The following is a 21,463-nucleotide window of genomic DNA, read 5'->3' on the forward strand; positions in this document are numbered from 1 at the left end:
CTCATGCCTGCGCCTTGAACTGACCGATGGCATGGGCAATCCGGCGGCAGGCAGATTCGTCACCAATGGTGATCCGCAGGCAATGCGGCAGCTTGTAACTGGCGACCCGCCGCAACAAAAGCCCTTGCGATTGCAGAAAAATATCACAAGCCTCCGCCTCTTCGGCCGAAGCAAAGCGCGCCAGAATGAAATTGGCAAGCGAGGTATCCGAAGGCACACCATGCTCGGCCAAAGCCTCTGCCAGCCAATGCCGCATCCGCGCGTTATCGGCGCGACACCGCGTGACATAGTCCTGATCGCGCACCGCAGCCTCGGCAGTTTCCAGCTGGGTGTTCGACAGATTGAACGGCCCGCGAATGCGGTTCAGCACATCCACGATATGCTTGGGCCCGTAACCCCAGCCAATGCGCAGCCCACCAAGCCCGTAGATCTTCGAGAAGGTCCGCGTCATCACCACATTCTCGCGCGCCTCAATCAGCGATAGCCCTGCGTCAAAGCCCTCGACATATTCAGCATAGGCCCCATCCAGCACCAAAATCGCTTGCGGCGGCAGATTTGCGGCCAAATGCTCGACCTCGGCCGCCGAAATCATTGTGCCGGTCGGGTTGTTCGGATTGGCAATAAACACCAGTTTGGTGCGACGGGTGCAGGCCTTCAGAATGGCGTCAACATCCGTGGTGCGCTCGCGCTCTTGCACCTCGACAGGCACAGCCCCCGCCGCCATGGTCGAGATGCGATACATCAAAAACCCATGCTCGGTGAAAACCACCTCATCGCCCGGCCCGGCATAGGCTTGGCACAGCATGTGAATAATCTCATCGGATCCAACGCCACAGATAACGCGGCCCGCGTCAAGCCCGTGCACATCGGCAATCGCGCTGCGCAAGGCCAGATGATCGGTCGAAGGATAGCGGTGCAGCTGATGCACAGACCGCGCAAAAGCCTCTTTCGCCTTGTCCGAAGGGCCAAAGGGGTTCTCATTTGACGACAGCTTCAGCACATTGGCCACGCCCGCAACCGAGGCCTTACCGCCCTCGTAAAGCGCGATCTCCAGAATGCCGGGCTGTGGGCGGATAAAGTCGTTCATCGGATTCCCCAAACACTTCATCGGGGGTTTTACCCGCGGCCACGGGCCAACACCAGCAACAATTGATCAAAGCCGCAACAGCTTGGGCGCAAAAGCAAAAAGGCCCGCATAAAGCGGGCCTTTCGGGTTGCGATGCAACAGATCTTAGTTCTTTGCGTAGTATTCGACGACCAAGTTTGGTTCCATCTGAACCGGATAAGGCACGTCCGACAGGCCAGGCGTCCGCACGAAGGTCGCGGTCAGCTTTTGGTTGTCAACTTCCAGATAGTCAGGAACGTCACGCTCGGTCAAAGCAATCGCTTCCACGATCGCAGCCATTTGACGCGACTTTTCACGAACGGCGATCACATCGCCTTCCTTGACGCGGTAAGACGCGATGTTCACGCGCTGACCGTTGACGGTGACATGGCCGTGGTTCACGAACTGACGCGCTGCGAAAACGGTTGGCACGAACTTTGCGCGGTAAACCACAGCGTCCAGACGACGCTCCAGCAAACCTACCAACATCTCGCCGGTGTCGCCCTTAACACGTTCTGCTTCCGTGTAGATCTTGCGGAACTGCTTTTCGGTCAAATCGCCGTAATAGCCCTTCAGTTTCTGCTTGGCACGCAGCTGGGTGCCGAAATCCGAAAGCTTGTTCTTGCGACGCTGACCGTGCTGGCCGGGGCCGTATTCACGCTTGTTCACTGGGGACTTAGGACGGCCCCAGATGTTTTCGCCCATACGGCGGTCAATTTTGTATTTGGCAGAGGTACGTTTTGTCATCTCTGATCTCCTTCTTAAGACGTGAAGGGCGTTGTCCTTTGGCCGAAGCCCGACAGGGTTCCTTTTGCAAGGACCACCAACACCAATGAAAAGCGCCGGACTCTCATCCGGCACTGACGCGGCTTATACAGCCCAGCCCCCCAGAGTCAACAAGCCGCCCCAGACTTTCTTTCCTGCTTTCATCTTGGTTAAAATATCCTCGGGGGGACGCGTGCGCCCGCACGCGGTGGGGGGCAGACAGCCCCCCGCTCTGGGCCGGCTCAGGCCGCCAACTCATACCGCAAAATCGCCGCCTCCGAGCCCGAAAGATTGCGCCGCGCATAATCGCCATAGGCGTGCGGGTTCGCCTCGACCTGCGGCAGAATCGCTTTCAAAGACCGCAAGTGCAGCGGATCAACCGTATCCATCGAAGTGTTCGAGGGGTGAAAGCTTTCGGTCTCCAAGCCATTGGCCCAGACAATATTGTGTTGTTCCAATAAGATATGCACATAGGTCACCTCGGTCAACTGATGGTCCACCGTGATCGTGACATCATTGATCAGATCTTCGGCCGCCACCAAGACCTCTGGGGTATTGAACAAAGCCTGCGCCGCGGCGCCGCGCACCAGCATCCGGTGCTGCGGCGAGACCAGCAAATCTTCCTCTGGCCGATAAAGCCCCATTGCGCTGCGTTTAAAGCGGATCGGTCGCAAATGCGGCATGGCATAAAGCCTTGCGCCCGACATTCGCCGAAATCCGGTCCAAAGCACCTGCTGCGGGCCATTATCTCGCGTCAAAATCTGATCGCCAGCTTTCAGGTCACGGATTTGCCGCGCCCCCTCGGGGGTTGCGATGCGGGTCTCGGGGGTAAAGCAAATCACCCCCCCCGCCGCCCGCGCGCCCGCCGCCGACTGGCTGCGGTCAATCGAAGTGCGCACCACCCAAAGATCCTGATCCGAAGGTGGCAGATCGCCAATAAACATCAACAATTGCGCGCCAGTATCCGGCACGGCGATAATGGTGATGGTAAAGCTTTGGTGGCCATCAGTTACGATAAAGGATTGATCCGGCAGCCTCTGCACCGGCTCATCATTGCCAGGTTTCAGATCGGCCTCACCCGTCACCGCTGCCCCGACCAGCCGGCGCACCATGCGCGCCGCCCGTTTTCTTAACTCCGCCGCCCCCTCGGCCTCATTCAGTCGCAGCAGGCCCTGAGGTCCATCCACGCGCACAGCCGTCCCTGTCCAGCGCCAAACGGTGCCGACAGTCAAAAGATCCATGCGCGCAGCCTTAAGGCCATCTATTTCTGTCTGAGACCAGGATATGACGAACGTGCCCAAAGAGCCCGTATTCATGCCTGTTTGCCTGCTCGTTTTGTCGTTTTTTATAGTTTTGACTGCTCGTAAGAATAGGTTAACAGACCTTTAGGATGTAATCTATGACCAAATAGCAACAATATTGCGAAACTTGCGGCTTAGAACTTCAGACTCAGGCTAAGGCCGCCAATAAGTTGGCCTTCGGGCTGGCTTTCAAATTCGCGGCTCAGATAGCTTACCCCATAAAACACCGAGGATTTTTGTCCCTGCCAATGCACACCCGCCCGCAGCCGGCTGCGCTGAGAAGACATCACCGCAGCGCCACCGACAGGCAAAAACACCGAGTCAGCAACCCTTGCCACATCGCCCCCCATCACCAGACTGTAGCCAAGATTGTGGTCGGCCTCGACAATGCGATAGCGCTGGCCGCTGACCATATCGCGCGCCATAATCGCGCCCTGCCCCAAGCTGCCAATCACCAGATCACCCCCCACCCGCATCAGGCTTTCGGCCCCGATCTGCGCCTCGACAAAGGGGCGCAGCGTGACATTTGGCGCCATCACAACATCGCGCCCCACTTCGGCCAGCAGGCTTGGATAAAGCCCATCGCCAATCTGACGCGACACCGTTTTGGGGCCGGTTAAATCAAGAACCCTATGAATCCACTTATGAAAGCTGCCGACACCGGTTTGCGGCCCGACAATCACCAGATCACTTCCAAGGTTGATATCATAGCCGCGCCACGCAAAGACCGTATGCGCGCCAAAGGACAACATGCCAACATACTGCCGATCGCCTGGCGCAGTTTTGCCCAGGTTTGCCGGCGCAATGATCTGGGAATTCACCCGAAACTCCAGCAAAGCGCCGGGGGTTTTCGGCAGATGCCCCGAAAAACTCTCGCCGCGCAGCAGGCTAAGTTGATAGCTGCCGCTGCGCCAGCGATCATGGCCATCGCCAATCGCATCATTGCTGAACATGCGCCCCCAGCCCAAGGTAACCCGCTCTTGCGCCGCAAGCGGAAGACCAGCCAAAACCGCAAGAACGGCGATAAACCAAAACAAACGCGTCATAAAATACCTTTCCGCCGCAAGCCTAGGGCCCACAAAAGCGACAGCGCGCCGACTCCGTACCCCAAATGGTACCTCGAACAGCTCTGCCCCCTCACTGTGGCAACAAAATGGAAAACAAAGGACTAATGTTGCCAAAATTCAGAATTTTGCTGTCGCAAGCGCTTGAGCTGCGGCGAGACTGGCAAGTTCACGCAGGATTTAAACCAATTCTTGCGCGCACCCTTCCCAGCCTGCGACCTTGGCTGTATCATCGCGTCAAATTGGCTTAATTGGGCCAAAGCAGCATTTAAGCCACCAAAAAGGTGGGTATCATCAAGCGCGAGGCAGCGAATTTCGCGCAGAGGAGTGGGCATGTCAGCTTCGACAATTCGGGGTCTTTTGGTGGCCGTCACGGCCGGCTTTGGGCTAAGTGCCTGCCAAGACGGCAGCGGCATCTTGGCAGGTCTGCCAACATCCAGCGCAAGCCAGCCCGCCCAAGCGGTTGCGGGCGCAAAGTCGGTCAAATTGATTGACCGCGACGTAGAAGCGCCGCAGATTTTTCAAACCACCGATACCGCGCTTTGGGATGGTCGTCCCTCGCTTGGCGGCGTCTGGGTTGCCTCGCCCGATGCCAAAGACCCCGAGCGGGTGATCCTGCGCAATCCGGCCAATGGCAAGTTCGTGATCGGGGCGCTGTTTCGCCGCGAGATCAACAATCCCGGCCCCAAGCTGCAAATCTCGTCAGATGCGGCAAGCGCGCTGGGGCTTCTGGCCGGGGAGCCTGCCAAGATCGTCGTCACCGCGCTGCGCCGCGAAGAGGCCGCCGCCATCACCGACGCCAATAAGCCCAATCTGGATTCGGCGGAAACCGTAGCGGCCGAGACAGCACCGCCCAGCCCGACGCCCGCCGAAGTCTTTGCGGCAAAACCCGCCGCAGCCCCCAGCGTGCAAACTCAGACCATCCCCGCAGGCACATTGACCCCCACAGCTGCAAAACCGGCCAAAACCAGCGGCAGCACCATTCAAATCGGCATTTTTTCAATCGAAGCCAATGCCAAACGCGCAGCGGCAAACCTAAAGACCGCAGGCATCGCGGCAGATATTCGCCCCGAGACAAGCCAAGGCAAACCCTTTTGGAGCGTCACAACCCGTGGTGATGCTGCGGCCTTGGGAAAAGTTAAAAAAGCAGGCTTCAAAGACGCCTACTTTCTGAAAGGCTAAGCTATGACCCTCCGGCTTTTGTCCGCCGCCCTGATTTGGACCTCGCTGATCTGTGCCCCCGCGCAGGCCTTTGAAACCCAAGCGACCACAGCTTGGGTCTATGATGTGACCACAGACACCGTGCTGCTGGATAAGAACGGTGACGCCGCTGTCCCGCCAGCTTCGATGTCAAAACTGATGACAGTGAACATGCTGTTCGAAGCGCTCAAGGATGGGCGCGTCAGCATGGACACCACCTTTGGCGTGTCGGATCACGCGATGAGCTTTACTGAAGCCGGTGGCTCGACGATGTTCTTGCAAAAGGGTGACCGCCCAACGGTGCATGATTTGATCCGCGGCATGATCGTCAACTCGGGCAATGATGCCTGTGTGGCGGTGGCCGAGGGGCTTGCCGGCTCGGAAACCGCCTTTGCCGATCAGATGACGCAGCGCGGCAAGGCGATTGGCCTGACACAATCGCATTTCACCAATTCCTCGGGCTGGCCAGATCCCGGCCAACGCATGAGCATGAAGGATCTGGGCATCCTTGCGCAGCGCCTGATCACCGAATTCCCCGAGCTTTACACCGTCTTTGCCGAAACCGATTTCAACTATAAAAACCGCTCACCTGCCAATGCCAACAACCGCAACCCGCTTTTGGGCTTGGGCATCGGCGCCGATGGGTTGAAAACCGGACATACCGAAGAGTCGGGCTTTGGCATGGTCGGGTCTGTCAAACAAGGCGAGCGGCGGGTGATCTTTGCGATCTCGGGGCTTGCGACGGCCCCCGAACGCGCCTCCGAGGCGGAAAAGATCTCGACTTGGGCCTTTCGGCAATTTGCGCTGAAAACCACGGCAAAGGCCGGTGATTCTATTGCCGAGGCCGAGGTGTTTTTGGGCGCAGAAAAGACCGTTGGTCTGATGCCTGCCGAGGATATTCGCCTGCTGATCCCCGCGCTTGCCCAAGACGGCTTACAGGCCGAGGTGGTCTATAACGGCCCGCTGGCGGCGCCGATTGCCAAGGGCCGTCAAGTGGCCGAGCTGGTGATCGACGTCCCCGGATTGCCTGAACGCCGCGTGCCCTTGCTGACTGCCTCTGATGTGGCTCAAGCCGGTTTCTTGGCGCGGATGAGCGCCGCGGCACAAAAGCTTTACGCCGAATATATCGCCAAATCGGCGACGGCGGGCTGATGGCGGGGGTGTTTCTTAGCTTTGAAGGCATCGACGGCTCGGGTAAATCCACCCAAGCGCGGCTTTTGGCCGAGGCTTTGCGCGCGCGCGGCTTAACTGTGACCCTGACGCGCGAGCCGGGCGGCTCGGCTGGGGCCGAGGAAATTCGCCGTCTGGTGCTGGAGGGGGCTGCCGACCGCTGGTCCACCGAGACCGAGTTGTTGCTGTTTACCGCCGCGCGCCGCGACCATCTGGAAAAAACCATCCGTCCCGCCTTGGCGCGCGGCGAGGTGGTGATCTGCGACCGCTTTGCCGACAGCAGCCGGATCTATCAGGGCCTTACACGCGGCGATCTGCGGGCCACGGTCGATGCGCTGCACAGCCTGATGATCGGGGTGGAACCTGACCTGACCTTTCTGATCGACATCGACCCCAGCCTTGGCCTGCGTCGTGCCATTGCCCGCGCGGGCAGCGAGATGCGGTTTGAAGGCATGGGGCTTGGCTTTTTGGAAAAGGCGCGCGCGGGGTTTCTGGCACTGGCGGCGGCAGCGCCGCAGCGGTTTCGCATCATCGACGGCACTGGGGCGGCCGAAGATGTGGCGCAGGCCGTGACCGCCGCCGCCTTGGCGCATCTGCCATGAGCGAGGGCCATCCCGAACCCGACCGCATCGAGGGCGCACCGCATCCGCGCCAAACTGCACGGCTGATCGGCCAAAGCAAAGCCGAGGCGGCGTTTCTGGCGGCCTTTAACGGCAAGCATCTGCATCATGGTTGGCTGGTCACCGGCCCGCGCGGTGTCGGCAAAGCCACGCTGGCGTGGAAAATCGCGCGGTTTTTGCTGGCCACGCCCGATGACGACGGCGGCATGTTTGCCGCACCGCCCCCGCAAAACTTGGACATCCCCGACAGCCACCCCGTCGCCCACAGGCTTGCCGCCCTGACGGAATCGCGGTTGTTTTTGCTGCGCCGCCCCTATGACGAAAAAGCCGCGCGGCTCAAGCAAGACATCACCGTTGACGAAGTGCGCAAGATGAAAAGCTTTTTCGCGCTTTCGGCGGCAGATGGCGGCAGGCGCGTCGCGATCATCGACAGCATCGACGAGATGAACGTCTCGGCCGCCAATGCGCTGTTGAAACTGCTGGAAGAACCGCCCGCACGGGTGACGATCTTGATGATCTCGCATCAGCCGGCCAAGCTGTTGCCCACCATCCGCTCGCGCTGCCGCGAGCTGCGGCTGGGGGCTTTGTCGCCGCAAGATCTGTCCGAAGCGCTGACCCAAGCGGGCGGCGAGGTCGCGGCCTCCGAGGCGACCGCCCTGGCCGAATTGGCAGGCGGATCGGTGGGCGAGGCGTTTCGGATGACCAATCTGGACGGCTTGCGGCATTACGAGGCGCTGATCAGCCTGTTTGCCACCCTGCCCCGACTTGACCGCCCCCGCGCGCTCAACTTTGCCGAGAAATCGGCAGGCAAGGGTGCCGAGGCGCAGTTTGACCTAAGCGTTACGCTGCTGGATCTGTTTTTGGCACGGCTGGCCCGCGCGGGCACGCTTCAGCTGCTGCCACCCGAGGCCGCGCGCGGCGAAGCCGATCTGATTTCGCGGCTCTCGCCCAGCCCCTATCAGGCGCGCGAATGGGCCGATGCGGCGCAACATCTTGGCCTGCGTGCGCGCAAAGCCCGGGCAGTGAACCTTGACCCTGCCGCCCTTCTGATGGATATGCTTTTACACATCAACGAGACGTCGGCCAGGCTGGCCTAGGGGGCACCGCATGGCATTCGAAATCGTAGACAGCCACTGCCACCTTGATTTTCCCGACTTTGCCGAGGAACTGCCCGAGGTGATCGCCCGCGCCCGCGCCGCAGGGGTGTCGCGCATGGTGACGATCTGCACCAAATTGCCGAACCTGCCCCGCGTCCGCGAGATCGCCCACAGCTATGACGGCGTCTATTATGCGGCGGGCGTGCATCCGATGTCGGCGGCCGAACATGCGCCGGTGACGGTGGCCGAGCTGGTGGCGCTGGCCGAAGATCCGCTGTTTGTCGGCATTGGCGAAACCGGGCTTGATTATCACTACACCGCCGACTCGGCCGAGCTGCAAAAGACCAGCCTGCGCATTCACATTCAGGCCGCCCAAGAAACCGGCCTGCCGCTGATCATCCATGCGCGCGGCGCTGACGACGACATGGCCCGCATTCTGGCCGAGGGGATGGAGGCCAAGCCCTATACCTGCGTGATGCATTGCTTTTCCTCTTCCGAGGCTTTGGGCCGCGCTGCTTTGGACATGGGGTTTTATCTGTCGATGTCGGGCATCACCGCCTTTCCCAAAAGCCAAGAGCTGCGCGACATCTTTGCCCGCGCGCCGCTGGACCGGATTTTGCTGGAAACCGACAGCCCCTATCTGGCGCCGCCACCCCATCGCGGCCGACGCAACGAGCCCGCCTACACAGCCTTTACCGCCAAAGCTGGAGCAGGCGTTTTTGGTGTCAGCGAAGAGGCCTTTGCCGCCGCCACGACCGCGAATTTCGACCGGCTCTTTACCCGCGCAAAGGCAATCTGATGGCACAGATGCGCTTTACCGTGCTTGGCTGCGGATCATCGGGCGGCGTGCCGCGTTTGGGCGGGCATTGGGGCGATTGCGACCCCGCCAATCCGAAAAACCGCCGCCGCCGCTGTTCTTTGCTGGTCGAGCGGATCGAGGGCGCGGCAATCACCCGTGTGCTGATCGACACCACCCCCGACATGCACCACCAATTGCTGGACGCCAATATCGGCACGCTTGACGCTGTGGTCTACACCCATTCGCACGCCGATCATGTGCATGGCATCGACGATCTGCGCCAGATCGTGATGAACCAACGCGCACGCCTGCCGGTTTGGGCCGATGCGCCGACCCAAGATCAATTGCTGTCGCGCTTTGCCTATGCCTTTGTGCAGCCCGAAGGCTCGCCCTATCCACCGATGCTGGATCTGCATGCGATCCATGGCGCGTTCGAGATTTCGGGCGCGGCTGGCCCAATTGGCTTTCAGCCTTTTACCGTCGATCACGGCTCGATGAATGCGCTGGGGTTTCGGGTGGCGGGGCTGGCCTATCTGCCCGATGTCGTGGCGATCCCTGAAGAGGCTTGGCCGCATCTGATGGGGCTTAAGGTCTGGATTTTGGACGCGCTGCGCCGCACGCCGCACCCGACCCATGCGCATTTGGCGCTGTCGCTTGAGTGGATCGCGCGAGCGAACCCCGCGCAGGCGGTTTTGACCAATATGCATCTGGATATGGATTACGCCACGCTGGTGGCCGAACTGCCCGATCAGATCACCCCCGCCTATGACGGTTTGCAACTGACGTTTGATCACCCATGAGCGCGCTGCTGGACGTTATTCTGCCGGTGTTTCTGCTGATCGGCTTTGGCTATGCCGCCGCCCGCGCGGGGGTGTTTTCAGAGAGCAATGTCGATGGCGTGATGCGCTATGCGCAAACCTTTGCGCTTCCGGTGCTGCTGTTCAAATCCATCTCGGCGCTGGATCTGACGCAGGCCTATAATCCGGGGCTGATGCTGTCGTTTTATGCCGGGGCTTTCGCGGGCTTTGGCTTTGCCTTCTTTGGCGCTTTGCTGATTTTCAAGCGCCCACTGGCCGATTGTGTGGCCATTGGCTTTGCGGGGCTGTTTTCCAACACCCTGCTGCTGGGCCTGCCGATCACCGAGCGCGCCTATGGCTCGGCGGCGCTTGCCGGAAATTACGCGATCATCTCGATCCATGCACCGATCCTTTATAGCTTTGGCATCTTGATGATGGAATGGGCGCGTTCGCGCGGCAAGGTCAGCAATGTGCCTGCCCTGCTGGTGCAAGTGTCCAAGGGCGTGATCACACAGCCGCTGGTCATCGGCATTCTTTGCGGCTTTGCTGTCAACCTATCGGGCCTTACGGTGCCCAATTTTGCAGCCTCGGCGGTCGAAATGATGGCGCGGTCGGGCATTCCGGTGGCGCTGTTTGGGCTGGGCGGGGTGCTGTGGCGCTATCGCCCCGAAGGCGACCGCGCTACGATTGCGATGGTCTGTGCCTCGTCTTTGCTGATCCACCCAGCGATTACCTATGGTTTGGGGCACTATGGCTTTGGTCTGGATACCGCAAGCCTGCGCTCGGCCACTGTCACCGCGGCGATGGCACCGGGGGTCAATGCCTATATGTTCGCGCATATGTATGGCGTCGGCAAACGGGTGGCGGCCTCTTCGGTGCTGATCGCCACGGCGCTGTCGATCTTTACCACTTGGGGCTGGCTACACCTGCTGCCGTGACGCCCGCGCCTCGAAGATAAAGCCCAAGAAGTTCAGCAAGATCTGCGCCGCCAGAATGCTGGTCGATTGGGTTTGGTCATAGTCGGGCGCGACTTCGACCAGATCCATGCCGACGATCTCGTGGCGCTTGGCCACGGCTTGCAGCATTTCCAGCACCTCGTAATACAGAAACCCGCCATGGCTGGGCGTGCCGGTTCCCGGCGCGATCGAGGGGCAAAAGCCGTCGATATCCAGCGTGACATAGACCCGCGCGCCTGCCGGAATGCGGTCGATCACCGCCTGCATCCCTAAACCGCGCGCCTGTCGCACCGACAAGATGTCCGATCCCATGGCGCGCGCCGCCTCGTAGCCTTCGCGCGCGGTGGACGACACATTGCGAATGCCGACTTGCGTCAGCCCTGTCACCCAAGGCTTTTCGGCCGCCCGCCGCATCGGCGAGCCATGGCCCACCCGCACGCCGTGACGTTCATCCACAAAATCCAGATGCGCGTCGATCTGCAGGATGTGGATATCGCCTTGGCCCTCGAAGGCTTCGATAATCGGGATATTCACCGAATGATCGCCGCCAATCACAATCGGCAGCGCGCCTGCGGCCAGCATCGCCTTTACCCCTGTGCAGATATTGGCATGGCTGCGCGCGGTGTCGGTATGCACGATATCGGCATCGCCAATATCAACGATCCGCACCGATTCCGGCAGGTAGGTGCAATCGTCTTCATGGTCATAGGCCCCGGCATGGCCAAAGCTGAACAGCGTCGAGGCCTCGCGCACCGAGCGCGGCCCAAAGCGGGCACCGGCGCGAAACTGCGTGCCCGCGTCAAAGGGCGCGCCCATCACCGCCACATCGGCGTCGATCTGGGTCCAGTCTTGCACATAGGGGCGCTTGCCAAAGGTGGCGATCCCGACAAAGGGCAGGTTCAACCGCCCCGTTTCATAGCCATGCCCTGACATCATTTATCCTTAGTGAGGAGAGATCCCGCGCAGACGCTCTGAGCGCCGGCGCAACAATTCAACAGTCGCCAGCAGCGTGATCGAGAACACCACAAGGATCGTCGCCACCGACAAGATCGCCGGAGAGATTGCCTCGCGGATACCGTTCCACATCTGGCGCGGAATGGTCTGCTCGTCATTCGCACCGACAAACAGCACCACTACGACTTCGTCAAACGAGGTGACAAAGGCAAACAGCGCGCCCGAAATCATACCCGGCAAGATCAGCGGCATCGTCACCTTGAAAAACGTCGTGGTGGGCGAGGCGCCAAGGCTGGCACTGGCGCGGGTCAGCGAATGGTCAAAGCCCGACAGGGTCGCGGTCACGGTGATGATGACAAAAGGAATGCCAAGTGTGGCGTGCGCCATGATCACGCCCAAATAGGGCACACCCCATTTGTTGATGCCGATGCTCGAGTAGAAAAAGAACAGGCCCAGCGTGATGATGATCAAGGGCACGATCATCGGCGAGATCAGCACCGCCATGATGGCGCGGCGGTAGGGCATCTCGGGGCGCGACAGGCCAAGAGCTGCCAGCGTGCCCAGAAAGGTTGCCGTGATGGTGGCGAAAAAGCCGACGATCACCGAGTTTTTCGCCGCATTCACCCAAGCCGCATCCTGCCAGACCGTCGCCCACCAAGCCGCATCACGCGGCACATCGGTGGGCACATTCGGGTGGGTCAGCAGCAGGTCATACCAGCGCAAGGAATAGCCCGTAGGATCCAGCGACAGCATCTTTTCGGTAAAGGTGAAATAGGGCTCTGCGTTGAACGACAGCGGGATCACGATCAGGATCGGCGCGATCAAGAACAGAAAGATCAGCCCGCAAAGAACCCGGAATGTATAATACCAAGCCCGTTCCAGCGGAGAGGCGTAAATCGGAAGTGCCATGATGTGCCCCTTAACCCAGTTTCAATTTGTCGATGCCAACCAGCTTGTCGTAAAGCCAGTACAGCAGCAGGATCGAGGCCAGCAGGATCGTCGCCAGCGCCGCAGCCAGCGACCAGTTGTTTGATTTGTTGACATGGAAGGCGATCAGGTTCGAGATCAGCTGCCCCGACGCGCCACCAACCAAAGCCGGTGTGATGTAATAGCCAACCGACAGGATGAAGACCAAGAGCCCGCCCGCGCCGATGCCAGGAATGGTTTGCGGCAGATAGACCCTGCGGAAAGCAGTCCAAGAGGTTGCGCCAAGGCTGCGCGCTGCCCGCACATAGCTGGGCGGGATCGGCTTCATCACCGAATAAAGCGGCAAGATCATAAAGGGCAGCAGAATATGCGTCATCGCAATCATCGTGCCCATCAGGTTGTTGATCATCACCAAACGCTGATCTTCTGCGATGATACCGGCCCATACCAGCAGACTGTTCACCACGCCTTGGCCCTGCAACAGCACCATCCAAGCGGTGGTCCGCACCAAAAGCGAGGTCCAGAACGGCAAAAGCACCATGATCATCAGCAGACTGGCATAGCGCATCGGCAGAGCGGCCAGCAAAAACGCCACCGGATAGCCAATCAGCAGACACATAAAGGTAATCGCAGCCGACAGCGCAAAAGTGCGCACAAACAGATTCACATAGACCCGCTCGTTTTCCGGCACCTGTTGGATCGAACCGGTGGGCGAACGTTCCAGATCGACGGCCGCCAGATAGAAATCGCCAGTATAGGCATGCGACACCCGCCGCATCACGCCCCAAAGCTCGGGCGAGGCCCAGTTTTCATCCAGCTTTGTCAAAGACTCCATGAAGGGCGGTTGCAGCTTTTTGGCCTCGCGTCCGGCTTTGGTGAACAAAGACCGCGTACCTGGCATCTCGTAGTTGACCCGCTCGCCTGCGACGGCCACGGTTTTTGCAGCCCCTGCGGCCACAAGATCGGCCACCAGCGCAGTATAGGCGGCCTCGTCAGGTTCGGTACCATTGGGGTTTTGGTCAAACCAAGCCGAGATCTGCGGCATATTTTCAGAAAATTTCGGGTTGTAGACCGATTGATGCAAGACCTGCACAATCGGTGACACGAAGGTGATCAGGATAAAGGACAAAAGCGGTGCAACCAACATAAAGGCGCGCCATTTGGCTTTTGATTGCGCCTGCGCCAAGGCCTCTTGAAGCGGTCGCCCGTCCGAGGTTGTCAGCAATACAGGGTCATTGGCAGCAAGATCGGCCATCATCCATCCTTCGAAAATCGACGTAAACAACAGAATTCGGGCGCGAAGTTTCCCCCGCGCCCGTTTTCAGATTAGTTCGAGGCAAGCCATGCGTTGAAGCGGTCGTTCAACTCGCCGTCATGGTCAACCCAGAACTCATAGGAAGACGCCAGAGCGTTGCCCAGGTTCGCTGCCGAAGTTGGCATATAGGGGGCCATTTCGGTCTTGCCGTCGTTGTAAAGACCAACCAGCGCGCCGGAAGATTTCCGCGCAGGGCCGTAGGCGATCCACTTGGCCTGATCGGCCAAAGCTTGGGTCGAGGTCGCGAACTTCACGAACTCCATAGCAGCGTCCTTGTTAGGCGCGCCCTTTGGAATAACGAACAAGTCGTATTCGTAAACCTGACCATCCCAAACGGTGGTAAAGGGCTTGCCCTCTGCCACAGCAGCCGCGAACAGACGGCCGTTATAGGCGGTCGACATCATGACTTCGCCGTCAGCCAACAGCTGTGGTGGCTGTGCGCCAGCTTCCCACCAGATCACGTCGCTCTTGATGGTGTCGAGCTTGGCGAAAGCGCGATCAACGCCCTCTGGGGTGCCCAAGGTTGCATAGACGTCAGCGGCAGGAACGCCGTCAGCCATCAAAGCCATCTCGAGGTTTGCTTTTGCGCCCTTACGCAGGCCACGCTTGCCGGGGAACTTCGTGGTGTCGAAGAAATCCGCCATGGTGGTTGGCTTGGCGTCTGGGAATTTGGTGTTGTCATAGCCGTAAACGGTCGAGAACACGATGGTTGAAACAGCGCAATCGGTCACAGCGCCGGGCAGGAAGTCGTCTGCCGCTGGGGTGCCATCAGCACCCGCTGGCAGCACATCCATGCCGATTGGCTCGAGCATGCCTTCGTCGCACAGGCGGATTGCGTCAGCATATTCCACGTCGCCGACGTCGATCGAAACGTTGCCGGCTTCGACCTGGGTTTTGATCTGTGGTGCTGGGTTGTCGCTGTCAACCGAGATCACATTGATGCCAGTCGCCGCGGTGAAGGGCTTGTGATAAGCCTCGACCTGGCTTTTGGTATAAGCACCACCCCACGACATCACCGTGACGTCAGCCTGTGCGGCAAACGAAACAGCGGTCAGGGCGGTGGACAGAACGAGAAGTTTCTTCATTCGGTAGCTCCCATAGTTGTTGTTTAGGACGATATTTCAGGCTGCGTCCTTTGCAGCACACCCCAAAGCTGGGGCCTTACATTGGATCAAGCGCGCGGGCATCTTGTGGCGCCCAACCGATCTTGATCTTCTCACCAGGACGCAGCATGCGCTGCCCCATGGTATTGCGCGATTTAATCACGAATTCGTCCGAACCTGCAACCCGCAGACGGGTGCGGAACAGATCGCCCATATAGATGAACTCCATCACCTCGGCGTCGATGGTATGCGCACCTTCCGGCATCATCTCGGTTTTGAATTCCACCCGCTCGGGACGGATCGAAACCAGCGTCTGCGCGCCTTTTTCAGACACGTTCACCGGGGTCGCATCAATCACTTCGCCATTGGCCAGACGCACGGTGCAATGATCGCCATTGATCGTTTCAATCGTGCCCGGCAGCTTGTTATTCTCGCCGATGAACTGCGCCACAAAGCTGTTGTCGGGGCGTTCATACAAATCAGAAGGCGAGGCAAGCTGCTGGATGCGGCCATCGTTGAACACCGCGACGCGGTCGCTCATCGTCAAGGCTTCGCCTTGATCGTGGGTCACATAAACCACGGTAATGCCAAGGCTTTCGTGCAGGCGCTTGATCTCATACTGCATGTGTTCACGCAGCTGCTTGTCCAAAGCGCCCAAGGGTTCGTCCATCAACACCAGCGAGGGATCAAACACCAAGGCCCGCGCCAAAGCGATCCGCTGTTGCTGGCCACCCGAAAGCTGTGCCGGCCGGCGATTGGCAAATTCGCCCATCTGCACCATATCCAAAGCGCGCTTCACCTTGGCGTCGCGCTCGGATTTGCCCATGCCGCGCACTTCCAGTGGGAAGGCAAGGTTTTCGCCCACAGTCATATGCGGGAACAGGGCGTAATTCTGAAACACCATGCCGATGCCGCGCTTGTGCGGCGGCACTTCGTTGATATTGACGCCATCCAGCTTGATCTCGCCATTGGTGGCGGTTTCAAACCCCGCCAACATCATCAGACACGTTGTCTTGCCAGAGCCTGATGGCCCAAGCATGGTCAAAAACTCGCCCTTGCCAATCGCAAGGTTCAGGTCTTTCACGACAAGCTGAACGCCATCATAACTTTTCTGAACGTGTTCAAACGCGACGAAAGCGTCGTTCGGGCTGGATGCAACCACGCCAATCTCCCCATGTGTCCGGCAGTTTTCCTGCGCTTGGTCGTAGGCTATGCATCCAGAGCGACAAAGGCAATTCCCGAATGCGCATGACATCAATCGCACGCAGATTGCCGACCGATTGGGCAAATAACGCCGTCTTCTTAGTCCAGAACGCCACTTTACAAGCATTTTGCAGACCATTCGGCTGCGCAGCTTCCCTTACGGCAAGAGCGGTTTTCCGCTGAGGCTTGCCGCAATGCGGCGCAAGCGCAGTTTTGATTCCCCCAAAGAAGAATATGCCATTGGAATCAGCGGCACGCCTGACACAGACGCGTCGCGTTTTTCACCGCTTGGTCAAATCAAGCGCGCCAAAAAACCGCACAGCTTCTGCAGTCAAAGCCTTTCCCGTGGCGCGATGCAGGCTATCTCTAAACGAAAGGGAAATCAGATGTTACTGCGGTTGCAAGACGTTACCAAAACCTATCCAAAGGCCGAAACTGCCGTGTTGCGCGGGGTGTCTTTTGACATGGCCGCGGGCGAGATGCTGGCGCTGACCGGCGAGTCTGGCTCGGGCAAAAGCACGCTGTTGCATCTGGCGGGTGGGCTCGACAGTGCCGACGGCGGTGTGGTGGCGATCAATGGCACCGATCTGACCGGGCTTGATGACGCAGGCCGCGCAGGCCTGCGGCGCGGCACGGTTGGGGTGATTTTCCAGCAGTTCAACCTGATCCCCTCGCTGACAGTTGCCGCCAATATCGCCTTTCAAGCCCGGCTTTCGGGCTGTTTTGACGCCGATCTGGCCCAGGCCTTGGCCGCGCGCTTGGGCCTGCAAGATCATCTGCACAAATACCCCGAACAACTGTCAGGTGGCCAACAACAGCGCGTCGCGATTGCCCGCACGCTTGCCCCCAAACCAGCGCTGGTGCTGGCCGACGAGCCGACGGGAAATCTGGACGAAACCACCGCCGACACGGTTTTTGATGTGTTGTGCGAATTGGTCGCCGAGACCGGCGCGGGGCTGGTGCTTGTCACCCATTCGCAGCGCTTGGCGGCACGGCTGGACCGCAGACTGCATCTGCGCGCGGGGCAGATTTCGTGAACAGGGCGATCCTATCGGCCCTGCTGGGCCATTGGCGGCGCAATCCGTTGCAGCTGTTTACCCTGCTTGCGGGGCTGGCCTTGGGGACGGCGCTTTGGTCTGGGGTGCAGGCGATAAATGCCGAGGCCCGCGCCAGCTATGACGCCGCAGCCGCGACTTTGGGCGAGGCACGCTTTGCCCAGATTACCACGAAAACCGGCCAGCCGATCACAGTGCAAAGCTATGTCGCCTTGCGGCGCGCGGGCTGGTTGGTCTCGCCGGTGGTCGAGGGCGATTTTGGCGCGGTGCGGCTGATCGGCATCGACCCGCTGACCGCCCCCGCAGGCATGGCGGCGGCGGGCGTGATCAGCGGCGGCGATATCGGGGCGTTTTTCACAGGCAACGGCCAGATCTTTGCCCGCCAAGACACGTTGGCCCAGCTGGCCGAAACTGGCGCGCAAACCATTGCCACGCCAGATCTGGCCCCCAATACCGCCGTAACCGACATCGGCATTGCCCAGCGCCTGTTGGGCCGCGAAGGCCAGATTGACCGGCTGATCCTCTCCCCCGACCAGCCGCTAAGCCGCCAGCCCTTGGCACAGGTGGCCCCCGCTCTGATGCTGACCCAGCCGCAGGCCGAAAGCGATATCGCCAAGCTGACCGACAGCTTTCATTTAAACCTGACAGCCTTTGGCTTGCTGTCGTTTGCGGTGGGGCTGTTCATCGTGCATGGCGCGATTGGTTTGGCGTTTGAGCAGCGCCGCGCGATGCTGCGCAGCCTGCGGGCCTTGGGTGCGCCCTTGCGGCGGTTGATTGTTCTGATGGCGGTGGAACTGGCAAGCTTGGCCCTGATAGGCGGCAGCATCGGCGTCGCACTTGGGCTGGTGATTGCGGCGGCCTTGCTGCCCGATGTGGCGGCGACGCTGCGCGGGCTTTATGGCGCCGATGTCTCGGGGCAGCTGTCGTTGCAGCCGATCTGGTGGCTTTCAGGTCTGGCGATTGCCTTTGGCGGCACCGCAATCGCGGGGGGCGGGGCGCTGTGGTCACTGGCGCGGATGCCGCTGCTGGCAAGCGCGCAACCGCAGGCTTGGGCACAAGCACAGCGCGGCCCGCTGTTGGCGGCGGCGGCCTTTGCGCTTTTGACGCTGGCAGCGGCGATTGCGCTTTGGGGTCAGGGCTTGCTGGCCGGATTTGCGATGCTGGGGGCCTTGTTGATTGGCGGCGCGCTGGCCCTGCCGCCCCTGTTGGCGCGGCTGATCGGCTGGGGCGAGGCGCTGGCGCGCGGCCCCGTAGCGCAGTGGTTTTGGGCCGACAGCCGCCAGCAACTGCCCGGACTTTCACTGGCGCTGATGGCGCTGTTGCTGGCGATGGCGGCCAATGTTGGGGTTTCAACCATGGTCTCGTCGTTTCGGTTGACCTTCATCGGCTTTCTGGATCAGCGCTTGGCCTCCGAGCTTTACGTCACCGCCCAAGACGCCGCCCAAGCCCAAGCCATTCAGGCGCTCGAGGGCGAGGGACGCGTCGATGCGGTCTTGCCGATCTTATCCACCTCGCAAGCCGTGGCGGGGCAGCCTGCACAGATTTACGGCGCGCGCGATCATGCCACCTACCGCGACAATTGGCGGCTTTTGCGCGCCACGCCCGATGTCTGGCAGGCCTTGGCGCGCGGCGAGGGCGTGTTGATCAACGAACAGCTTTACCGCCGCGCGGGCCTTGATCTGGGGGCATTGGTGCCACTTGGCGCGGGGCTTCGCCTGCCGGTGTTGGGGATTTACGGCGATTATGGCAACCCGATTGGCCAAGTCATTCTGACCGAACCGCTGTTTCGCCAGCAGTTCCCCGCCGTCACCGCCCTGCGCTTTGGCCTGCGGCTTGAGCCTGCGAAAATCCCCGCCTTGCGCGCCAGCCTTCAGGCCGATCTGGGGCTTGCCAGCCCTGCGATTGTCGATCAGGCCGCGATAAAGGCGTTATCCTTGGCGGTGTTCGAGCGCACCTTTGTGGTGACCACGGCGCTGAACATTCTGACGCTGGCGGTGGCGAGCTTTGCGATCCTGATGAGCCTTTTGACGCTGGCAGCCCTGCGCTTGCCGCAGCTTGCGCCGGTTTGGGCCTTGGGGATGACGCGGCGCAAGCTGGCGCTGCTGGATCTTTTGCGCGCCGTGGTGCTGGCGGCGCTGACCGGCGCGCTGGCGCTGCCCTTGGGTCTGGCGCTGGCTTGGGCCCTGCTTGCCTTTGTCAATGTCGAGGCCTTTGGCTGGCGGTTGCCGATGTATCTGTTCCCACTGGATTATCTGCGGCTGGCAGGCTTTGCGCTGACGGCGGCGGCGGTGGCGGCAGCTTGGCCTGCGTGGCGGCTGTGGCGGATGCCGCCGGTCGCGCTTTTGGGGGTGTTTCGCAATGAACGTTAAGGCGTTTCTATTGGCGATCTTGCTGCCCTGCCAAGCCTTGGCGCAGGGCTTTGCAGGGCTTGGCGCCACGGCGGGCGATTTTGCGCAGCCTTCGCCCAACACAAGGTTGCAGTTTCCCGCCGATCACGCCGCCCACCCCAGCTTTCGCATCGAATGGTGGTATGTCACCGCCAACCTGACCGGCCCCGATGGCACGGCTTATGGCGCGCAGTGGACGCTGTTTCGCACCGCGCTTGCTCCGTTTCAGGCGCAGGGCTTTGCCAGCCCACAGATCTGGATGGGCCATGCCGCCCTGACCACGCCAACCGCGCATTTCGTGGCCGAGCGTTTGGGGCGCGGCGGCATTGGTCAAGCGGGCGTAACTGCCGCCCCTTTTGCCGCTTGGATCGACGATTGGGCCTTGCAGGGCCCCGATTTCGATCACTTGCAGATGCAGGCCAGCGGCAGCGATTTCGGCTATGATCTGCAACTTGACGCCAAAGGGCCTTTGGTGCTGCACGGGCAAAACGGCTATTCGGTGAAATCCGCCGCAGGGCAGGCAAGCCAGTATTATTCGCAACCTTTCTTTCAGGTTGCAGGCCAGATCACCCTGCCCGAAGGGCCGGTTGCGGTCACCGGCACGGCTTGGCTTGACCGCGAATGGTCGTCGCAGCCCTTGGCCGCAGATCAGCGCGGCTGGGATTGGTTTTCGCTGTCTTTTGACAGTGGCGACAAGCTGATGGGCTTTGTGCTGCGTGGCGCAAGCGATTACACCTCGGCCACATGGATTGCCGCCGATGGCACGGCGACCGCATTGCCCGATGGCGCCTTTAGCGCCCAACCGCTGATGCGCCAGCGCATCGCGGGGCGCGATCTGCCGACCAAATGGCAACTGCGCTTGCCAGACCACGGGGTAGATGTGACGATTGACGCGCTGAACCCAAACGCTTGGATGACCACCTCGGTGCCCTATTGGGAGGGGCCGATCACCATCACAGGCAGCCACAGCGGCGTCGGATATTTGGAGATGACGGGCTATGATGACAAGTGATCCGCAGGCTTGGGCGGCTGATCTGACCGGCCTGCACGCGCAGGTTTGGGCGCGACTGCTGCACGGGGTGGCCAATCGGCAGGCCCCTGCCCGCCATCCCACCTTGGCAACGCTGTCGCCAGATGGCTGGCCCGAGGCCCGCACCGTGGTCTTGCGCGCGGCTGATCCTGTGGCTGGAACGTTGGATCTGCACACCGACCTTTATTCGGCCAAGGTCGCCGCCCTGCGCCACTGCGCGCGCGCCGCCCTGCATATTTGGGACGCCGAGATGCAGCTGCAAAGCCGCCTGTCGGTGCAGGTTCAGGTTCTGTCTGGCCCCGAGGTGGCGGCGATCTGGGCGCGGGTGCCCGATCCCTCGCGGCAAAGCTATGGCACCCTCCCCCGCCCCGGCCAGCCGATTGCAACGGATTTGGCCTATGAGAAACGCCCCGATGCCGACAGCTTTGCCGTGCTGCGCTGCACGGTTTGGGCGATTGACGCCGTTTATCTGGGGCCAGAGCACCGCCGCGCCCGCTTTGATCGCGAAACTCTGTGGCAGGGACAATGGCTTGCGCCCTAGCGGTCAGGCTTAGGCCATGGACGCGCCCGCCGCGCTGCGCCATAGTCTGGGCGTCGGGGGACTTGGTTCACCGA

The 21,463-nt window shown here is 60.6% G+C and carries 20 protein-coding genes; 11 read left to right on the forward strand and 9 right to left on the reverse strand.

All coding sequences use genetic code 11. From position 1 onward, the window contains the following. Position 1: 1 nt before the first annotated feature. From hisC to V7Q10_RS10020, 4 genes are all read right to left on the reverse strand, one after another. Positions 2 to 1,087, reverse strand: a complete 1,086-nt coding sequence (hisC, locus tag V7Q10_RS10005; protein ID WP_333868947.1) for a histidinol-phosphate transaminase — start codon at positions 1,085 to 1,087, stop codon at positions 2 to 4. A 144-nt stretch (positions 1,088 to 1,231) separates the two neighbouring features. Then, positions 1,232 to 1,852, reverse strand: coding sequence for a 30S ribosomal protein S4 (gene rpsD / locus V7Q10_RS10010; protein WP_333868948.1), 621 nt, complete (start codon positions 1,850 to 1,852; stop codon positions 1,232 to 1,234). A gap of 260 nt (positions 1,853 to 2,112) precedes the next feature. Next, the gene (locus V7Q10_RS10015) at positions 2,113 to 3,111 is read right to left on the reverse strand and encodes a Hint domain-containing protein (RefSeq protein ID WP_333868949.1); all 999 of its coding nucleotides are present in this window, start codon (positions 3,109 to 3,111) and stop codon (positions 2,113 to 2,115) included. A 194-nt stretch (positions 3,112 to 3,305) separates the two neighbouring features. Next, positions 3,306 to 4,217: a lipid A-modifier LpxR family protein gene (locus V7Q10_RS10020; protein ID WP_333868950.1), complete on the reverse strand. Its 912-nt coding sequence runs from the start codon at positions 4,215 to 4,217 to the stop codon at positions 3,306 to 3,308. A 351-nt stretch (positions 4,218 to 4,568) separates the two neighbouring features. Between V7Q10_RS10020 and V7Q10_RS10025 the strand changes: the two genes are divergently transcribed. Genes V7Q10_RS10025 through V7Q10_RS10055 form a run of 7 tightly spaced genes read left to right on the forward strand, consistent with a single transcriptional unit; the run spans position 4,569 to position 10,856 of the window. Further along, positions 4,569 to 5,417, forward strand: a complete 849-nt coding sequence (locus tag V7Q10_RS10025; RefSeq protein ID WP_333868951.1) for an SPOR domain-containing protein — start codon at positions 4,569 to 4,571, stop codon at positions 5,415 to 5,417. A 3-nt stretch (positions 5,418 to 5,420) separates the two neighbouring features. Then, positions 5,421 to 6,587 carry a D-alanyl-D-alanine carboxypeptidase family protein gene (locus tag V7Q10_RS10030; protein ID WP_333868952.1) on the forward strand — a complete coding sequence of 389 codons (1,167 nt, stop codon included), beginning with the start codon at positions 5,421 to 5,423 and terminating at the stop codon, positions 6,585 to 6,587. Continuing rightward, a complete protein-coding gene (tmk, locus tag V7Q10_RS10035) occupies positions 6,587 to 7,207 on the forward strand; it encodes a dTMP kinase (protein ID WP_333868953.1) in 621 nt (206 codons plus the stop codon). The genes V7Q10_RS10030 and tmk overlap by 1 nt, the downstream gene beginning before the upstream one ends. Further along, the gene (locus V7Q10_RS10040; protein ID WP_333868954.1) at positions 7,204 to 8,322 is read left to right on the forward strand and encodes a DNA polymerase III subunit delta'; all 1,119 of its coding nucleotides are present in this window, start codon (positions 7,204 to 7,206) and stop codon (positions 8,320 to 8,322) included. Before tmk ends, V7Q10_RS10040 begins: the two co-directional genes overlap by 4 nt. Before the next feature lie 10 nt (positions 8,323 to 8,332). Next, entirely contained in the window at positions 8,333 to 9,121 is a 789-nt protein-coding gene (locus V7Q10_RS10045) for a TatD family hydrolase (RefSeq protein WP_333868955.1), read from the forward strand. Further along, the gene (locus V7Q10_RS10050) at positions 9,121 to 9,921 is read left to right on the forward strand and encodes an MBL fold metallo-hydrolase (RefSeq protein WP_333868956.1); all 801 of its coding nucleotides are present in this window, start codon (positions 9,121 to 9,123) and stop codon (positions 9,919 to 9,921) included. Before V7Q10_RS10045 ends, V7Q10_RS10050 begins: the two co-directional genes overlap by 1 nt. Next, complete coding sequence (locus V7Q10_RS10055) at positions 9,918 to 10,856, forward strand: AEC family transporter (protein ID WP_333868957.1); 939 nt, start codon at positions 9,918 to 9,920, stop codon at positions 10,854 to 10,856. Before V7Q10_RS10050 ends, V7Q10_RS10055 begins: the two co-directional genes overlap by 4 nt. Here the strand turns inward: V7Q10_RS10055 and speB are convergent. The 5 genes from speB to V7Q10_RS10080 all read right to left on the reverse strand — a co-directional run bounded on the left by speB (position 10,839) and on the right by V7Q10_RS10080 (position 16,335). After that, on the reverse strand, positions 10,839 to 11,807 hold the full coding sequence (speB, locus tag V7Q10_RS10060) for an agmatinase (protein ID WP_333868958.1): 969 nt from the start codon (positions 11,805 to 11,807) through the stop codon (positions 10,839 to 10,841). The genes V7Q10_RS10055 and speB overlap by 18 nt on opposite strands. Positions 11,808 to 11,816: 9 nt before the next feature. After that, entirely contained in the window at positions 11,817 to 12,737 is a 921-nt protein-coding gene (locus V7Q10_RS10065) for an ABC transporter permease (RefSeq protein ID WP_333868959.1), read from the reverse strand. Positions 12,738 to 12,747: 10 nt separating this feature from the next. Further along, positions 12,748 to 14,010 (reverse strand): ABC transporter permease, encoded by a 1,263-nt coding sequence (locus tag V7Q10_RS10070; RefSeq protein ID WP_333868960.1) that lies wholly within the window; start codon positions 14,008 to 14,010, stop codon positions 12,748 to 12,750. 71 nt (positions 14,011 to 14,081) lie between these two features. After that, positions 14,082 to 15,155, reverse strand: coding sequence for an ABC transporter substrate-binding protein (locus V7Q10_RS10075; protein WP_333868961.1), 1,074 nt, complete (start codon positions 15,153 to 15,155; stop codon positions 14,082 to 14,084). Positions 15,156 to 15,231: 76 nt separating this feature from the next. Further along, positions 15,232 to 16,335, reverse strand: a complete 1,104-nt coding sequence (locus tag V7Q10_RS10080; RefSeq protein ID WP_333868962.1) for an ABC transporter ATP-binding protein — start codon at positions 16,333 to 16,335, stop codon at positions 15,232 to 15,234. Positions 16,336 to 16,762: 427 nt separating this feature from the next. Here V7Q10_RS10080 and V7Q10_RS10085 point away from each other — a divergent pair, with 427 nt between their 5' ends. Genes V7Q10_RS10085 through V7Q10_RS10100 form a run of 4 tightly spaced genes read left to right on the forward strand, consistent with a single transcriptional unit; the run spans position 16,763 to position 21,389 of the window. After that, positions 16,763 to 17,413 (forward strand): ABC transporter ATP-binding protein, encoded by a 651-nt coding sequence (locus V7Q10_RS10085; RefSeq protein WP_333868963.1) that lies wholly within the window; start codon positions 16,763 to 16,765, stop codon positions 17,411 to 17,413. After that, positions 17,410 to 19,800 (forward strand): ABC transporter permease, encoded by a 2,391-nt coding sequence (locus V7Q10_RS10090; RefSeq protein ID WP_333868964.1) that lies wholly within the window; start codon positions 17,410 to 17,412, stop codon positions 19,798 to 19,800. The genes V7Q10_RS10085 and V7Q10_RS10090 overlap by 4 nt, the downstream gene beginning before the upstream one ends. After that, positions 19,790 to 20,830 (forward strand): lipocalin-like domain-containing protein, encoded by a 1,041-nt coding sequence (locus V7Q10_RS10095; protein ID WP_333868965.1) that lies wholly within the window; start codon positions 19,790 to 19,792, stop codon positions 20,828 to 20,830. The genes V7Q10_RS10090 and V7Q10_RS10095 overlap by 11 nt, the downstream gene beginning before the upstream one ends. After that, entirely contained in the window at positions 20,817 to 21,389 is a 573-nt protein-coding gene (locus V7Q10_RS10100; protein WP_333868966.1) for a pyridoxamine 5'-phosphate oxidase family protein, read from the forward strand. Before V7Q10_RS10095 ends, V7Q10_RS10100 begins: the two co-directional genes overlap by 14 nt. Positions 21,390 to 21,463: the final 74 nt, after the last annotated feature.

Source organism: Cypionkella sp. (assembly GCF_036782355.1).
GTDB lineage: Bacteria > Pseudomonadota > Alphaproteobacteria > Rhodobacterales > Rhodobacteraceae > Cypionkella.

Bases quoted from the DNA above. Each gene is read 5' to 3' on its own strand.
- V7Q10_RS10070 (WP_333868960.1), bottom strand. From the start codon at position 14,010: ATGGCCGATCTTGCTGCCAATGACCCTGTATTGCTGACAACCTCGGAC.
- V7Q10_RS10100 (WP_333868966.1), top strand. From the start codon at position 20,817: ATGATGACAAGTGATCCGCAGGCTTGGGCGGCTGATCTGACCGGCCTG.
- V7Q10_RS10030 (WP_333868952.1), top strand. From the start codon at position 5,421: ATGACCCTCCGGCTTTTGTCCGCCGCCCTGATTTGGACCTCGCTGATC.
- V7Q10_RS10025 (WP_333868951.1), top strand. From the start codon at position 4,569: ATGTCAGCTTCGACAATTCGGGGTCTTTTGGTGGCCGTCACGGCCGGC.
- V7Q10_RS10045 (WP_333868955.1), top strand. From the start codon at position 8,333: ATGGCATTCGAAATCGTAGACAGCCACTGCCACCTTGATTTTCCCGAC.
- V7Q10_RS10095 (WP_333868965.1), top strand. From the start codon at position 19,790: ATGAACGTTAAGGCGTTTCTATTGGCGATCTTGCTGCCCTGCCAAGCC.
- V7Q10_RS10065 (WP_333868959.1), bottom strand. From the start codon at position 12,737: ATGGCACTTCCGATTTACGCCTCTCCGCTGGAACGGGCTTGGTATTAT.
- speB (WP_333868958.1), bottom strand. From the start codon at position 11,807: ATGTCAGGGCATGGCTATGAAACGGGGCGGTTGAACCTGCCCTTTGTC.
- tmk (WP_333868953.1), top strand. From the start codon at position 6,587: ATGGCGGGGGTGTTTCTTAGCTTTGAAGGCATCGACGGCTCGGGTAAA.
- V7Q10_RS10085 (WP_333868963.1), top strand. From the start codon at position 16,763: ATGTTACTGCGGTTGCAAGACGTTACCAAAACCTATCCAAAGGCCGAA.
- V7Q10_RS10050 (WP_333868956.1), top strand. From the start codon at position 9,121: ATGGCACAGATGCGCTTTACCGTGCTTGGCTGCGGATCATCGGGCGGC.
- rpsD (WP_333868948.1), bottom strand. From the start codon at position 1,852: ATGACAAAACGTACCTCTGCCAAATACAAAATTGACCGCCGTATGGGC.
- V7Q10_RS10040 (WP_333868954.1), top strand. From the start codon at position 7,204: ATGAGCGAGGGCCATCCCGAACCCGACCGCATCGAGGGCGCACCGCAT.
- V7Q10_RS10055 (WP_333868957.1), top strand. From the start codon at position 9,918: ATGAGCGCGCTGCTGGACGTTATTCTGCCGGTGTTTCTGCTGATCGGC.
- V7Q10_RS10015 (WP_333868949.1), bottom strand. From the start codon at position 3,111: ATGGATCTTTTGACTGTCGGCACCGTTTGGCGCTGGACAGGGACGGCT.
- V7Q10_RS10075 (WP_333868961.1), bottom strand. From the start codon at position 15,155: ATGAAGAAACTTCTCGTTCTGTCCACCGCCCTGACCGCTGTTTCGTTT.
- hisC (WP_333868947.1), bottom strand. From the start codon at position 1,087: ATGAACGACTTTATCCGCCCACAGCCCGGCATTCTGGAGATCGCGCTT.
- V7Q10_RS10020 (WP_333868950.1), bottom strand. From the start codon at position 4,217: ATGACGCGTTTGTTTTGGTTTATCGCCGTTCTTGCGGTTTTGGCTGGT.